11 protein-coding genes are annotated in these 12,680 nt (G+C 68.2%); 5 read left to right on the top strand and 6 right to left on the bottom strand.

All coding sequences use genetic code 11. From position 1 onward, the window contains the following. Positions 1-79 precede the first annotated feature (79 nt). The 4 genes from SFC76_RS00185 to SFC76_RS00170 all read left to right on the top strand — a co-directional run bounded on the left by SFC76_RS00185 (position 80) and on the right by SFC76_RS00170 (position 5,172). The gene (locus SFC76_RS00185; protein WP_322847489.1) at positions 80-1,156 is read left to right on the top strand and encodes an RICIN domain-containing protein; all 1,077 of its coding nucleotides are present in this window, start codon (positions 80-82) and stop codon (positions 1,154-1,156) included. 64 nt (positions 1,157-1,220) lie between these two features. After that, positions 1,221-1,967, top strand: a complete 747-nt coding sequence (gene otsB / locus SFC76_RS00180; RefSeq protein ID WP_322847488.1) for a trehalose-phosphatase — start codon at positions 1,221-1,223, stop codon at positions 1,965-1,967. Next, the gene (locus SFC76_RS00175; RefSeq protein ID WP_322847487.1) at positions 1,964-3,769 is read left to right on the top strand and encodes a glycoside hydrolase family 15 protein; all 1,806 of its coding nucleotides are present in this window, start codon (positions 1,964-1,966) and stop codon (positions 3,767-3,769) included. Before otsB ends, SFC76_RS00175 begins: the two co-directional genes overlap by 4 nt. Further along, the gene (locus SFC76_RS00170) at positions 3,751-5,172 is read left to right on the top strand and encodes an alpha,alpha-trehalose-phosphate synthase (UDP-forming) (protein ID WP_322847486.1); all 1,422 of its coding nucleotides are present in this window, start codon (positions 3,751-3,753) and stop codon (positions 5,170-5,172) included. Before SFC76_RS00175 ends, SFC76_RS00170 begins: the two co-directional genes overlap by 19 nt. On the opposite strand, the gene SFC76_RS00165 is transcribed toward SFC76_RS00170, so the two are convergent. The 4 genes from SFC76_RS00165 to SFC76_RS00150 all read right to left on the bottom strand — a co-directional run bounded on the left by SFC76_RS00165 (position 5,111) and on the right by SFC76_RS00150 (position 10,375). Further along, the gene (locus SFC76_RS00165) at positions 5,111-6,214 is read right to left on the bottom strand and encodes a mechanosensitive ion channel family protein (protein ID WP_322847485.1); all 1,104 of its coding nucleotides are present in this window, start codon (positions 6,212-6,214) and stop codon (positions 5,111-5,113) included. The genes SFC76_RS00170 and SFC76_RS00165 overlap by 62 nt on opposite strands. Positions 6,215-6,756: 542 nt before the next feature. Next, positions 6,757-7,860, bottom strand: a complete 1,104-nt coding sequence (locus tag SFC76_RS00160) for a PepSY-associated TM helix domain-containing protein (RefSeq protein ID WP_322847484.1) — start codon at positions 7,858-7,860, stop codon at positions 6,757-6,759. Then, positions 7,857-9,896, bottom strand: coding sequence for a TonB-dependent receptor (locus SFC76_RS00155; protein WP_322847483.1), 2,040 nt, complete (start codon positions 9,894-9,896; stop codon positions 7,857-7,859). The genes SFC76_RS00160 and SFC76_RS00155 overlap by 4 nt, the downstream gene beginning before the upstream one ends. A gap of 68 nt (positions 9,897-9,964) precedes the next feature. After that, positions 9,965-10,375 carry a DUF2946 family protein gene (locus SFC76_RS00150; RefSeq protein WP_322847482.1) on the bottom strand — a complete coding sequence of 137 codons (411 nt, stop codon included), beginning with the start codon at positions 10,373-10,375 and terminating at the stop codon, positions 9,965-9,967. Between the two features lie 99 nt (positions 10,376-10,474). Here SFC76_RS00150 and SFC76_RS00145 point away from each other — a divergent pair, with 99 nt between their 5' ends. Then, a complete protein-coding gene (locus tag SFC76_RS00145; RefSeq protein WP_322847481.1) occupies positions 10,475-11,119 on the top strand; it encodes a hypothetical protein in 645 nt (214 codons plus the stop codon). A 100-nt stretch (positions 11,120-11,219) separates the two neighbouring features. Here the strand turns inward: SFC76_RS00145 and SFC76_RS00140 are convergent, their stop codons facing one another. Continuing rightward, positions 11,220-11,834 (bottom strand): DUF4893 domain-containing protein, encoded by a 615-nt coding sequence (locus tag SFC76_RS00140; RefSeq protein ID WP_322847480.1) that lies wholly within the window; start codon positions 11,832-11,834, stop codon positions 11,220-11,222. Beyond that, a complete protein-coding gene (locus tag SFC76_RS00135; RefSeq protein WP_322847479.1) occupies positions 11,831-12,616 on the bottom strand; it encodes a 3-hydroxybutyrate dehydrogenase in 786 nt (261 codons plus the stop codon). The genes SFC76_RS00140 and SFC76_RS00135 overlap by 4 nt, the downstream gene beginning before the upstream one ends. Between the last annotated feature and the right edge of the window lie 64 nt (positions 12,617-12,680).

The following is a 12,680-nucleotide window of genomic DNA, read 5'->3' as shown; positions in this document are numbered from 1 at the left end:
CAATTTGAACTTAGTTCTTTAACGCATTTGGACTTAGTGCGACGATCCCGGTGCCCCGACACCATGGTCGAGATCGTCGATGCTATCCCTTCGCTGCTTATCCTTATCGCTGACGGTCGGAGTTCCGCTTGCGGCATGCGGTGCGGCGAGTAACGGATCATCCGCACCGGTCGCCGTCACGCCGGCGCCGACGCCTTTACCGACGGCGACCGCCTCGCCGGCGCCGAACGCCTCTCCGACGCCAGCACCCGCCGCCGCGGTCGAGCCTTATACGATCGGCAGCCTTACCTATACGCTCGCCGCCGACACCCCCGCCGACAAGGTCGTCGCGATCCGCGACGCGATGGATTTCGCCGTCGCGCACACCAATGCGATCGCCGACTTTCCCGGTACCGTATCGGTCGTCTACGGCGCCGCGACGCCGACCGCGGACGCCGGCTATCAGGGCCAGATCCGCTTCGGCGGTTCGATCGGCCGCCGCATCGCCTTGCACGAACTGGCGCATTGGCTGGGATCTGGATCGGTCGCGGCATGGGGCGACCTCGTCAGGAACGGCCATTTCGCTGGCGCGCTGACCGCAACCCGGCTCAGGGGGTTCGACGGCGACGACGCGCTGCTCAACGCCGACAGCCAGCATTTCTGGCCATACGGCCTCAACTACGACACCGAATTTCGCGAGACGCAGCGCAACACGCAGCTCGTCAGCGCGCAACGCGTCGACATGGGGCTGGCGACCGATGCCGCCGCTGCGGTCGCCGGCACCCGCCGCTTTCAGAACCGATCGAGCGAACGAGTGCTGCAAGGCGCAACAAGCGGCAGCGCGCCGGTAGGCGCAGCCAATACGACCGGGGCGACGCAGCAGTGGCGGGTCGGTTTCGCCCACGGCTTCGTCACTCTAACCAACGTAGATTCGGGTCTCGCCCTCGCATCGACCGGCGTCACTGGCGACAATGGCCCGACGACGCTGGTTGCCGCCGCCGAGGGCAAGCGCCAGCAATGGGAGATGATGCCGGTCGGCGAGCCGGGCTGGTTCCTGCTGCGCAATCGAGAGACGGGGACCTGTCTCGACAATATCGGCAATCTCGCGATTGGCGCGCCGCTGCGGCTGTGGAGTTGCGGCTTCCACCCCAATCAGCAATGGCGGCTCGTCCGGTAATTGTCCGGGCCGCACCGCCACCGCCACCTTGACCCCCGCCGCCCGATCCCCGACACCGCGCCGCGTGACGCACCTCCCCCCGCCCCCCGCCGACCTGCTGCGCGACGCCGCTTTGTTCCTCGACTTCGACGGGACGCTGGTCGAGCTTGCCGAGCATCCGGAGGCGGTCGCGGTCGACGCGCGCCTCGCCGCGCTGATCGAGCGGCTGTCGGACCGGCTCGACGGCCGCGTCGCGATCATCTCCGGGCGCCCGGTCAGCGGCATCCGCGCGCTGTTCGGCGATCCGCATTTCGCCGTCTCGGGCAGCCACGGCCTCGAGGTGCTCTGGCCCGACGGTCGTCACACCCGCGCGGAACGCCCGGCCGCCCTCGACCGTATAGTGACCGAGATGAAAGCCTTCGCAACTGCAACATCCGGGGTGTTGGTCGAGGAGAAGCCACTCGGCGCCGCACTCCACTATCGCGCCGTCCCCGCTGCCGAAGCCGGGGCGCACGATCTGGCCAGCCGCCTCGCCGCGGACGCCGGCCTCCACCTGCAGACCGGCAAGATGATGGTCGAGGTGCGCGTGCCCGGCGCCGACAAGGGTACCGCGCTCGCCGCGCTGATGCAGAGCCCGGCGATGACCGGCAAGCGCCCCGTCTTCCTCGGCGACGACGATACCGACGAACCCGCGATGATCGCCGCACGTGCGCTCGGCGGCGCCGGCGTGCTGATCGGCGCGCCGCGCGACACCGCCGCCGCTTATCGTCTCGAAAGCGTCGCCCAGACCCTCCAATGGCTCGAAGCCGCAACCGAAAGCCTCGCTGCATGACCTCCACGCCCGATGCGTCCGCTGTGAGCGTCGACCTCTGGCCGATCGGCAATTGCCAGGTCAGTGCGCTGATCGACCGCGCCGGCCGCTTCGTCTGGGCGTGCGTGCCGCGCGTCGACGGCGATCCGCTGTTCTCGGCGCTGGTCGGCGGTGCGCAACCCGACAGCGGCTATTGGTCGATCGGCATCGAGAATTCGGTGAAGGTCGAGCAGCATTACATCCGCAACACCCCGATCCTGGTCAGCACGCATACCGACGATGCGGGCAACGTGCTGGAGGTGATCGACTTCTGTCCGCGGTTCGTGCGCACCGGCCGCACCTATCGCCCGGTCGCCTTTGCGCGCATCGTCCGGCCGACCGCGGGCAGCCCGCGCGTCACCGTCAAGCTGCGTACCACCTGCGGCTGGGGCGGCACCTGCCGCGAGCAAATCGGCGGCTCCAACCATCTGCGCATCCTGCTCGATTCGATGCAGCTCCGCCTCACCACCACCGCGCCGATCGGCATGGTGCAGGAGGAACGCGCCTTCCGCCTCGAACGGCCGCTGCATTTCTTCCTCGGGCCGGACGAGAGCTTCAGCGGCGATCTCGCCGAGACGCTGGAGGCGATGCTCGCGCAGACGATCGCCGAATGGCAGGAATGGGTGCGCGGCCTCGCCATCCCGCTCGAATGGCAGGACGTGGTGATCCGCTCGGCGATCACGCTCAAATTGTGCCAGCACGAGGAGACCGGCGCGATCGTCGCCGCGCTCACCACCTCGATTCCCGAACATGCCGGGTCGGAGCGCAACTGGGACTATCGCTATTGCTGGGTGCGCGACGCCTATTACACGGTGCAGGCGCTCAACCGGCTCGGCGCGCTCGACGTGCTGGAGGGCTATCTCGGCTATCTCCGCAATATCGTCGACAATGCCGCGGGCGGCCATATCCAGCCCTTATACGGCGTGCTCGGCGAACCGACGCTGGAGGAGCGTTTCGCGCCCGGCCTCGGCGGCTATCGCGGCATGGGGCCGGTGCGCGTCGGCAACCAGGCCTATGAGCAGATCCAGCACGATGCCTACGGCCAGATCGTGCTGTGCAGCGTCCACGCCTTCTTCGACCAGCGCCTGTTCCGCCTGTCGGGCCGCGAGGATTTCGAGAGCCTGGAGCATGTCGGCGAACGCGCCTGGCAGTTCCACGACCAGCCCGACGCCGGCCTGTGGGAGCTGCGCACGCGGCAGAGCGTCCACACCTATTCGTCGGCGATGTGCTGGGCGGCGTGCGACCGGCTCGCCAATGCCGCGCATGCGCTCGACCTGCCGGACCGCTGCGCCTTCTGGCAGCAGCGCGCCGACACGATCCGCGCCGAGATCGAGACGCGCGCGTGGCGGCCCGAAACCAACCGCATGTCGGCGACCTTCTCGGGCGACGACCTCGACGCCAGCCTGATCCAGCTGCTCGACCTGCGCTTCTTCGAGCCCGACGATCCCCGCTTCATCGGCACGCTGGAGGCGGTCGAGAAGGGCCTGCGCCGCGGCAGCCACATGCTGCGCTACGACACCGAGGACGATTTCGGCCTGCCCGAGACCGCGTTCAACGTCTGCACCTTCTGGCTGATCGAGGCGCTGCATTTCACCGGCCGCCACGCCGATGCGCGTGCGCTGTTCGACGAGATGCTGGCACGGCGCACCGCAGCGGGGCTTCTTTCCGAGGATATCGACCCGACATCGGGTGAATTGTGGGGCAATTACCCGCAGACCTATTCCCTGGTCGGCATGATCAATTGTGCCGCCCTGTTGTCGAAACCATGGAGTTCGATCCGCTGAGCCGTCTGATCATCATATCCAATCGCGTTTCCGCCCCGAAGGGCTCCGATTCCGGGGCACAGGGTGGCCTTGCCGTCGCGCTCGCCTCCGCGCTGCGCGAATATAAGGGCATGTGGTTCGGCTGGTCGGGCGATCAGACCGACGAATATACCGGCCAGATCACCTTCCAGCGCAACGAGGGCGTCACCACCGCGACCGTCGACCTCGAAGAGCAGGATATCGACGAATATTACAACGGCTATGCCAACCGCACCTTGTGGCCGCTGTTCCATTACCGCGTCGATCTGGCGGAATACGAACGCGAATTCGCCGGCGGCTATCAGCGCGTCAACGAACGCTTCGCCGACACCGTCCAGCCGCTGATCGAAGAGGACGACGCGGTCTGGATCCAGGATTATCACCTGTTCCCGCTCGGCGAGGAATTGCGCAAGCGCGGTGCGACCAACCGGCTCGGCTTCTTCCTGCACATCCCCTGGCCGCCGCGCCGCCTGCTGTCGATCCTGCCCGAGGCGCAGGCGCTGGTGCGCAGCCTGTTCGCCTATGACGTCATCGGTTTCCATACCGAGGAATGGCTGCAGAGCTTCTGCGACTATGCCATGCACGAACTCGGCGCGCATATGGAGGGGAGCGACCTCGTCCTCGACGACCGCCGGGTCAGGGTGATGGCCTGCCCGATCGGCATCGATGCCAGGGAATTCGCCGATCTCGCGACCAGCACGCGCGGGCGGCTCGCCTTTCGCCAGATGCGCGACGCCGCGGTCGGCCGCGACATGATCGTCGGCGTCGACCGGCTCGATTATTCCAAGGGGCTGGAGGAGCGGTTCCTCGGCTACGAACGCTTCCTCGTGGAACATCCCGAGGAGCGCAAGGAAGTCACCCTGCTCCAGATCGCGCCCCCCAGCCGCGGCGCGGTCGGCAGCTACCAGAAGATCCGCAGCACGCTCGAAGGGCTCGCGGGTCGGATCAACGGCGGCTATGCCGATATCGACTGGGTGCCGATCCGCTACGTCAACCAGGGCTATCCGCGCGACGTGCTCGCCGGCATCTATCGCGCCGCCAAGATCGGGCTCGTCACGCCGCTGCGCGACGGCATGAATCTCGTCGCCAAGGAATATGTCGCCGCGCAGAATCCGGAGGATCCCGGCGTGCTGATCCTGTCGCGCTTCGCGGGCGCCGCCTGCCAGCTCACCGACGCGCTGCTGATCAATCCCTATTCCGCCGAGGAGATGTCCGACGCGATCATGCGCGCGCTGCGTATGCCCAAGGAAGAGCGGATCGAGCGCTGGACCAAGATGATGGATGTGCTGATGCGCGAGGATATCGGCTGGTGGCGCAAGACCTTCACCGATGCGCTGATGGGTCCGACAGTGGAGACGGAGCAGGAGCAGACGGAGCACGCATGATCCGTTCGCGGGGCAAGGCCTCGGGCATCTCAGCGCGGATGAAGGCGTAGATCGCCTCGCGCACGTCGCAGCGCAGGTCGAACGCGGTCGAGGCGTCCTTGGCGGTCATCAGCCCGCGCACTTCCATCGTCCCGTCGGGCTTGGAATCGGTCACCTGAAGGTTGAAGAAGCGCTGGTCCCACCGCGGGTTGGCGCGGACGACCTCTTCCAGTCTGGCGCGGATGCGCGGCACGTCGGCGGCGGGGTCGAGATACCAGAACACCGATCCGAGCAGCGCGCTCGTCTCGCGCGTCCAGTTCTGGAAACTGTTCTCGAGGAATTTCGACACCGGCACCACCAGCCGCCGGTCGTCCCAGATACGCACGACGACATAGGTCAGGCGGATGTCCTCGATCCGCCCCCATTCGTTGTCGATGATGACGACGTCGTCGATGCGGATCGGCTCGGTGAACGCCATCTGGATACCGGCGATCAGATTCTTGAGCGCCGGCTGCGCGGCGGCGCCGATCGCGAGGCCGGCGACACCGGCGGACGCCGCCAGCGTCACGCCGATCGTCCGGACGCTGGGAATGCTCATCAGCATCATCATCACGGTCAGCAGGATCAGCACGAACACGCCGATCCGGTGGAGGATGCTGATCCGCGTCCGCCGCCGCCGGGCACGCAGATTGTCGGTCGCGGTGATGTCGAACCGCACCTCGCTGAGGTCGCGATAGGCGGTCAGCGCGGCGAGCAGCATCCAGCCGAACATCGCCGGGGTGAGCAGCCCGATCACCCGCTGCCAGATCGTCTCCCAATAGCGCGGCAGGTCGAGCCCCGGCCCCGACGCCGCGAGCGCGACGCCGATCATCAGCCAAAAAGTCGGCCGCCCCAGCCGAGCGATCAGGATATCGTCGGTCTTGGTCGCGGTCCGGTTGGCGACCTTGCGCAGCACCGCGAACAGGATGCGATGCACCAGCGCCAGGATCAGCACGAACACCAGCACCCCCGCCAACCGGGCCTGCCATTCGGGCAACGTCACGTCGAGATAGGGGATACGCATCCCCCTAACACGCACGACCGCGGTTAAGGCTCCGTTGCCCGTGGCTAATATGCTGCGGGTGCGAAGAGGATTGTTCACGCGAAGACGCGAAGACGCGAAGAGAATGGTTCACGCGGAGGCGCGGAGAATGGTTCACGCGGAGGCGCGGAGGCGCGGAGAAGAAGAAGCGCGCAGAGGCGCAGAGATGTGGCGCCCGGCGCAAAGAGCATTCCTTGTAATTCCTCCCCCGCCAGGGGGAGGTGGCGCGGCAAAGCCGTGACGGAGGGGGAGGTAAGCGATGTCTTGCGTTGCGTGTCCTCCCCCTCCGTCATGCCTGCGGCATGCCACCTCCCCCTGGCGGGGGAGGAATTCTAGCCAAAACCTCGAACGTCGATCGGCCCTACAAGGCAAATGACAGAAAACACGCGCTCGCGACGGGCGTTACCTCTCTGCGCCTCTGCGCCTCTACGCGAATTCGTTTCTTCTTCTCCTCGCCTCCGCGCCTCCGCGCGAACAAAGTCCTTCTGCGCTTCGCGCCTTCGCGTCTTCGCGTGAACACCTCTTCAGCCAGCCGCGGAGCGCGCCCGCACCCGCCACCGCCAGACCCCGGTGACGAACAGCACGGCCGGCAACAGCCCCGACACGAACGCCAGCCACCGCCCGACCAATCCGAACGCCTCCCCGTCGTGCAGCGGATGCAGCCACGTCAGCAGCACGTCGCCCCCGCTGTCCCGCCGCGCGTCGCGCACCGCCAGCACCCGCCCGTCATAGGGGTCGAGCCACACGTTGCTGCGCGGGAAGCGCCGGCTCGGCTCGCCGGGCAGCGCGAGATTGACGCGCACCACGCCGCGCGCATCCGCCGGCGTCTCGATCCATGCCAGCGCGCCGCCCGGCAGCACCCGCTCCGCCCGCCGCACCAGATCGTCGAGCGGCAGGAAGCCCCCCGCCCGCGGCACGCCGACCAGCTTGGGCGGCACGAACAACGGCGAGGTCCGCGCCACCACGGGACGCACCTGATCGGGCAGATCGAGCATCGCCCCCGTCACCGTCACGACGATCAGCACCAAGGCCCCGCCGATCCCCGTCCATTTATGCCAGTCGTACAGGCGCCGCGACCGCACGGCGCGGCGCTTCCACGCCAGCGAGCGTCGCCAGCCGCCCGGCCGCGGCCACCACGCCCACAAGCCGCTGACCAGCATCGCCAGCATGACGATCCCCGCGATCCCCATCAGGATCGCCCCCGGCGCCTCCAGCAGCAGCCGGTAATGGAGATCGTAGATCCACGTCGTCCAGTAATCGCCCCAATAGCCGCGTCGTACGACGTGAAGGCTGACCGGATCGAGCCACAGCATCATCGGCGCGAACGCCCGCCCCCGCGTCTCGACGGGCTGGTAATAGCGCACCGGGATCGGCCCGCCGTCGGGCGTCACCTCGATCCGCCACGCGCCCGTCCGCTCCGGCTCCGCACGGCGCAGCGCGTCATAGACCGCCTGCCACGACGCGGGCCGCCCGCCCGCCGCGACGCGCGCCAGTCCCGGATGCAGCGCGCCGTCGATCGCGGTGTAGAAGACCAGCACGCTCCCGGTCAGCCCGGTCAGCGCGAACAGCGCCCCGACGGTCAGCCCCAGCCACAAATGGATGCGCCGGACGACGACCCGCGCCCTCACAGCGTCAGCCGCACGCTGCCATAAAGCGCGCGGCTGTCCGCCGGCGAATGCAGCACCTGCGTCCCGTCGTACCAGACATATTCGTAACGCCGGTTGCCGATGTTCTTGAGCTGCGCGGCGACTTCGAGCTGCGGCAGCACCCGCCACGCCACCTCGCCGGTGACCACCAGATAGGCGCCGTAACGCGGCAAGGTGTTGGCCGGCGTCAGTTCGTAGCTCGACTGGCCATTGCCCCACAGCGACACCCGCCACCGCGCCGCCGGCACGACGTCGACGCCGCCGGAGAACAGATTCTGCGGCACATGGTCGATCCAATTGCCCGCCTGCGACGGCGTCGCCGGATCGGGGGTGACGATCCGCGCCCGCTGGTACGAATAGGCGCCCCACAGATTGGCCCCCTTCACCGGCGTGACGCTGACCTGCACGTCGAGCCCGCGCCGCCGCGTCGCGCCGAGATTGTCGCTGTCGCCGGAGGGATCGTTGAGCCGTCGCTTGATCTCGCCGCTCGCGGTCTGCTGCCACAGCGCAACGCGCGCCTCCAGCCAGCGCCCGCGCGCCAGCTTGACGCCCGCCTCCCAGCCCTCGTTGATCGACGGCGCGAGGTCGGTGGTGCGCGGCGGCACCTTATAGGCGCCGGCACCCACGCCGATCTGGAACGTCCGCCCGTAATTGCCGTAAGCGGTGACGCCGGCGAGCGGCGTGATCGCGACGCTCAGCTTGGGCTGGCTGATCGTGCCGTAATCGTTGATCGGATACCGCTGCCCGTTCATCCGGTTGCGCAGCGTTCCGGAGACGGTGTCGAACCGCCAGCCCGGCGTGATGCTCAGCCACGCGACCGGTTCGATCACCGCCTGCGCATAGCCGCCCGCGACGGTCAGCCCGAACGCCTGATCGCGCGTCTGGCTGGTGATGATGCGGCTCGCGGTCAGCCAGCGCAGGCTCTGATTGTCCTGCACCTGCACGTCGCCCCCCATTTCGAGCATCAGCCGGTGCAGGAACGCCACTTTGGGGTGGTAATGGAGCGTCGCGAGCCCGCCATATTGGTCTTCGCGCGCCAGCCGCCGCTGCTGCGCCACCGTCGCCGAGAACCGCACGAACCGGTCGTCGTGCAACCCGTTGGCATAGCCCTTGGCGCTCAACGCCAGCGTATCGGTCAGATCGGCGTCGAGGTGCAGGCTGTATTGGCTCATCTGCCGCCGCCCGCCATCGCTCGCCGAGACCGGATAGGAGCGGCGCCGGTCGTCATAAGCGTCGGCGTCGGTGAGATAGCCCGGCTCCTGCGCCTCGACCTGCGCGTAGCGCGCGATCCCGCCGAGCCGCACCGCACCCCAATCGTAGAACCATTTGCCCGCAAGGCTCACCCGGTCGAGCCCGGCATGGTGCCGAAACCCGTCGCTGTGGCGATAGCCGACGAAGTAATTCTGGCTGAACCTGCCCGTCTCGACCCCCGCGGAAAGCTGCCCCTCCGCGGTGCCGAACGCGCCGCCGAGCCCACGCGCATCGAGGTAATCGCCGCCGATCCGCGTCGCGATATCGGCGCTGCCGGCGATCGCATGCAGGCCGTAACGCGGATCGGCGGTGCCGCGGACCAGCTCGACCTGCGCGATGTCGAGCGGCATCACCGCATCGATGAACGGCATGCTGCCGTCGTTGGCGTTGCTCGGCACGCCGTCGATCAGCAATTTCACCGCATTGATCTCGCCCTCGCCGTTGAAGCCGCGGATCGAGAACCGGCCAGAGGTCGTCCCCTGGTTGAAGTCGGTCAGCGAGACGCCGGGCAACCGCGCGAACAGCTCCCACGTATTGTCGACGCTCTGCCGCTGCGCGACGTCGCCGCCGAGCCGGTCGATCGAGGTGACGATGTTGCTGGTCGATCGCGCCATGTCGCGCGCGGTGACGACGATGTCGCCGACCGAGAAACTGGTGTCGTTCCGGTCGGCGTCGTGATCGTGGCTCTGCGCCCTTGCCGGGGTCGCGAGCGCGGGGACGAGGGCGAGCGCGACGCCCGCCGCCGTAGCGGTTCGTAGAAAGATCATTGCAGGCAATTCCCGATCCTGGCGCGTGCCCTCTCCCGGGCCGCACCGTCAGTGTCGTTGTGGATGGATCAGGAGAGGCGCGGCGGTCCGCGCATCGGTGGCCGCAGATGGGCACGGTCGCGCAACGCCGGCCAGCGCGTCGCGCGCACGCCGAGCGCCATGGCGAAGGCGATCGCCAGCACCAGCAGCACCGGGTCGACCGGCGTCGTCGCCGCCTGCGCCAGCCCGGCATAGGGACAGGGCATGTCGGTGGCGGGGTGATCGGATTCGCGATGGTCGCCCGAACCGTGATGGCCGCCGTGCGCCATCGCCATCGGTGCGACCGGACCGTAGCCGCTGCACAATTGCAGCACCGGCCGGCCGTCGACGCTGCCGACCATGAACCCCGCCGGCACCAGCAGCCGCACCGCGAGCGCCAGCGCCGCCAGCCACAAAGCGAGCGTGCGATGATCCAGCAGCAGGCGGCGGAGCGACGTCACGGCCACGTCTTAGGCGCGCCCGCGGCCCCTGTCATCGACTTGCATCAGGTAGGATAATCGTAATGTCCGCCGGCTAATATTCCGTCTAACATGAAGAACATGCATCGGTCCCTGCTCCGCCCGCTCCTCGCTACGCTGCTGCTGTTCGGCACGCTCTTCGGATCTGTCCCGGCGTGGGCGGCGGTGACGATCACCTTCTGGAGCCATGAGCTGGGCAACAGCTTCCCGCACGCCTTCTTCACGCTGCGCGGTGTCCAGGATGGCGGCGGGCCGCCGGTCGACGTCAATTACGGCTTCACCGCCAAATCGGTCTCGCCCGCGTTGCTGATGGGCAGCGTCGCCGGGCGGCTCGATATCTCCCGGCCCTTCTATATCGGCACCAGCGACGCCCAATTCGCGGTGGTCCTGACCGACGCCCAATATGCGCAGGTCCTAATACTAATCGCCGCCTGGGACGATAAGATCGGCGACGGACGCTACAATCTCAACGATCGCAACTGCATCCACTTCGTCAAGGAAGCCGCCCGCATCGCCGGCCTCACCAACCTCGACTATCCCAAACTGATGAAGAAGCCGCGCTCCTATCTACAGGCGGTCGCGGCGGCCAATCCCGACCGCGTCGCCGTCATCCACATGCACGGCAAGGCCTATCTCGCTTCGCTGCCGCCGTTGACGGCGGCGCCGGTAAGCGTGGCAGCGGCACCGGCGCCGGTCGCGATGATCCAGCCGCTACCGGCACACTGACCGCCCTCCCCGTTCGTGCCGAGCCTGTCGAAGCACGGTGAGACTCACCCGCCCTTCGACAGGCTCCGGCCAACGGGCCTTGGGAGTCTGATCCTCCCGCCTACCCCCGCACGATCTCCATCACGTCGAGCGTCGAATGGAAGCCCGGGAACGGCAGCACCAGCCGCCAGCGCGCGGTGCCGATCCGTTCGACCAGCCCCGCCATGTCGCGTTGCCGGTCGCGGCCGTAGCGCATCGGCCGGTCCTCGTCGCCGAGCGCCAGCGTGCCGAGGAAGATGGTGCGCGAATCGGTGCTGTCGAACAGATTGCCGCTCGCCCGCTGGTCACCGTCGGTGACGAAATGGCGGACGATCCCCGTCTCGCTCACCCGGCAGCCCGTCCAGCCGCCGCTCAGCAGCGGCCGCGCGCCCGGGCCGATCCCGCCGAGCCGATACACCCGGCAACGATAGACGCCGGGCAGCAGCGCCGCCCCCTCGATCACGCGGTCGGGATCGAAGAGGTCCGCGTCGGCGGCGAGCCGCTCGCGCCCCTCGGGCGTCGCGCGCACCTTGGTCAGCGCCTGCACCCAGGCATCGCGCCAGCCGCGCAGGCGTTCGCGATCCTGCCGCGTCGCGACTTTGCGCCAGTCGCTGTCGCCCGTGTCCTGCGCGCGCACCGCGGCGGTGGCGAGCATCGCGCCGGCGAGCGTCACCGCCAGAAAGCGCCCCACCCTCATGCCGCGGTCCAGCCGCCGTCGACCGACAGATTGGCGCCGGTGATCGCCTTCGCCTCGTCGCGACACAGGAACAGCGCCAGCGCCGCCACCTGCTCGGGCGTCACGAATTCCTTGGTCGGCTGCGCGGCGAGCAGCACGTCGTTCATCACCTGCTCGCGCGTCATCCCGCGCGCCGTCATCGTGTCGGGGATCTGCGCCTCGACCAGCGGCGTCCAGACATAGCCCGGCGAGATGCAATTGACCGTCACGCCATGCTGCGCCGTCTCCAGCGCGATCGTCTTGGTCAGCCCGACCAGCCCGTGCTTGGCCATGACGTAGGCGGATTTGTTGGGGCTCGCGACGAGGCTGTGCGCCGAGGCGGTCGAGATGATCCGCCCCCAGCCCTGCGCCTTCATGTGCGGGACGGCGGCGCGCATCGCATGCCAGGCGCTGGTCAGGTTGATCGCCAGGATCGCCTCCATCCGTTCGGGCGGAAACGATTCGATCGGCGCGACATGCTGGACGCCGGCATTGTTGACGAGGATATCGACGCGCCCCGTCTCGCCCACCGCCCGCTCGACGAGCACGGCGATCTCGTCGGGCCTCGTCATGTCGGCGGCATCGTACAGCGCCGCCGCGCCGCTCGTCGCGGCGAGCCCGGCGCGGACCGTCTCGATCGCATCGGACTCGCCGAAGCCGTTGATGACCACTGCCGCGCCTTCCGCCGCGAACGCCCGCGCATAGGCCAGGCCGATGCCCGACGTGGACCCGGTGACGATCGCGGTCTTGCCCTTGAGGAACATGGGACGTGCTCTCCTGCTATGGCTCCCGTCTGCGTCGATGCGCGCGCTGTTGCAACCGGGGGCG

It is taken from the genome of Sphingomonas sp. CD22 (genome assembly GCF_034556155.1).
In the GTDB taxonomy this organism is placed as follows: domain Bacteria; phylum Pseudomonadota; class Alphaproteobacteria; order Sphingomonadales; family Sphingomonadaceae; genus Sphingomonas.
This window is presented reverse-complemented; position numbering and strand designations above follow the sequence as displayed.

Bases quoted from the DNA above. Each gene is read 5' to 3' on its own strand.
- SFC76_RS00185 (WP_322847489.1), top strand. From the start codon at position 80: ATGCTATCCCTTCGCTGCTTATCCTTATCGCTGACGGTCGGAGTTCCG.
- SFC76_RS00175 (WP_322847487.1), top strand. From the start codon at position 1,964: ATGACCTCCACGCCCGATGCGTCCGCTGTGAGCGTCGACCTCTGGCCG.
- SFC76_RS00170 (WP_322847486.1), top strand. From the start codon at position 3,751: ATGGAGTTCGATCCGCTGAGCCGTCTGATCATCATATCCAATCGCGTT.
- SFC76_RS00165 (WP_322847485.1), bottom strand. From the start codon at position 6,214: ATGCGTATCCCCTATCTCGACGTGACGTTGCCCGAATGGCAGGCCCGG.
- SFC76_RS00155 (WP_322847483.1), bottom strand. From the start codon at position 9,896: ATGATCTTTCTACGAACCGCTACGGCGGCGGGCGTCGCGCTCGCCCTC.
- SFC76_RS00145 (WP_322847481.1), top strand. From the start codon at position 10,475: ATGCATCGGTCCCTGCTCCGCCCGCTCCTCGCTACGCTGCTGCTGTTC.
- SFC76_RS00140 (WP_322847480.1), bottom strand. From the start codon at position 11,834: ATGAGGGTGGGGCGCTTTCTGGCGGTGACGCTCGCCGGCGCGATGCTC.
- SFC76_RS00135 (WP_322847479.1), bottom strand. From the start codon at position 12,616: ATGTTCCTCAAGGGCAAGACCGCGATCGTCACCGGGTCCACGTCGGGC.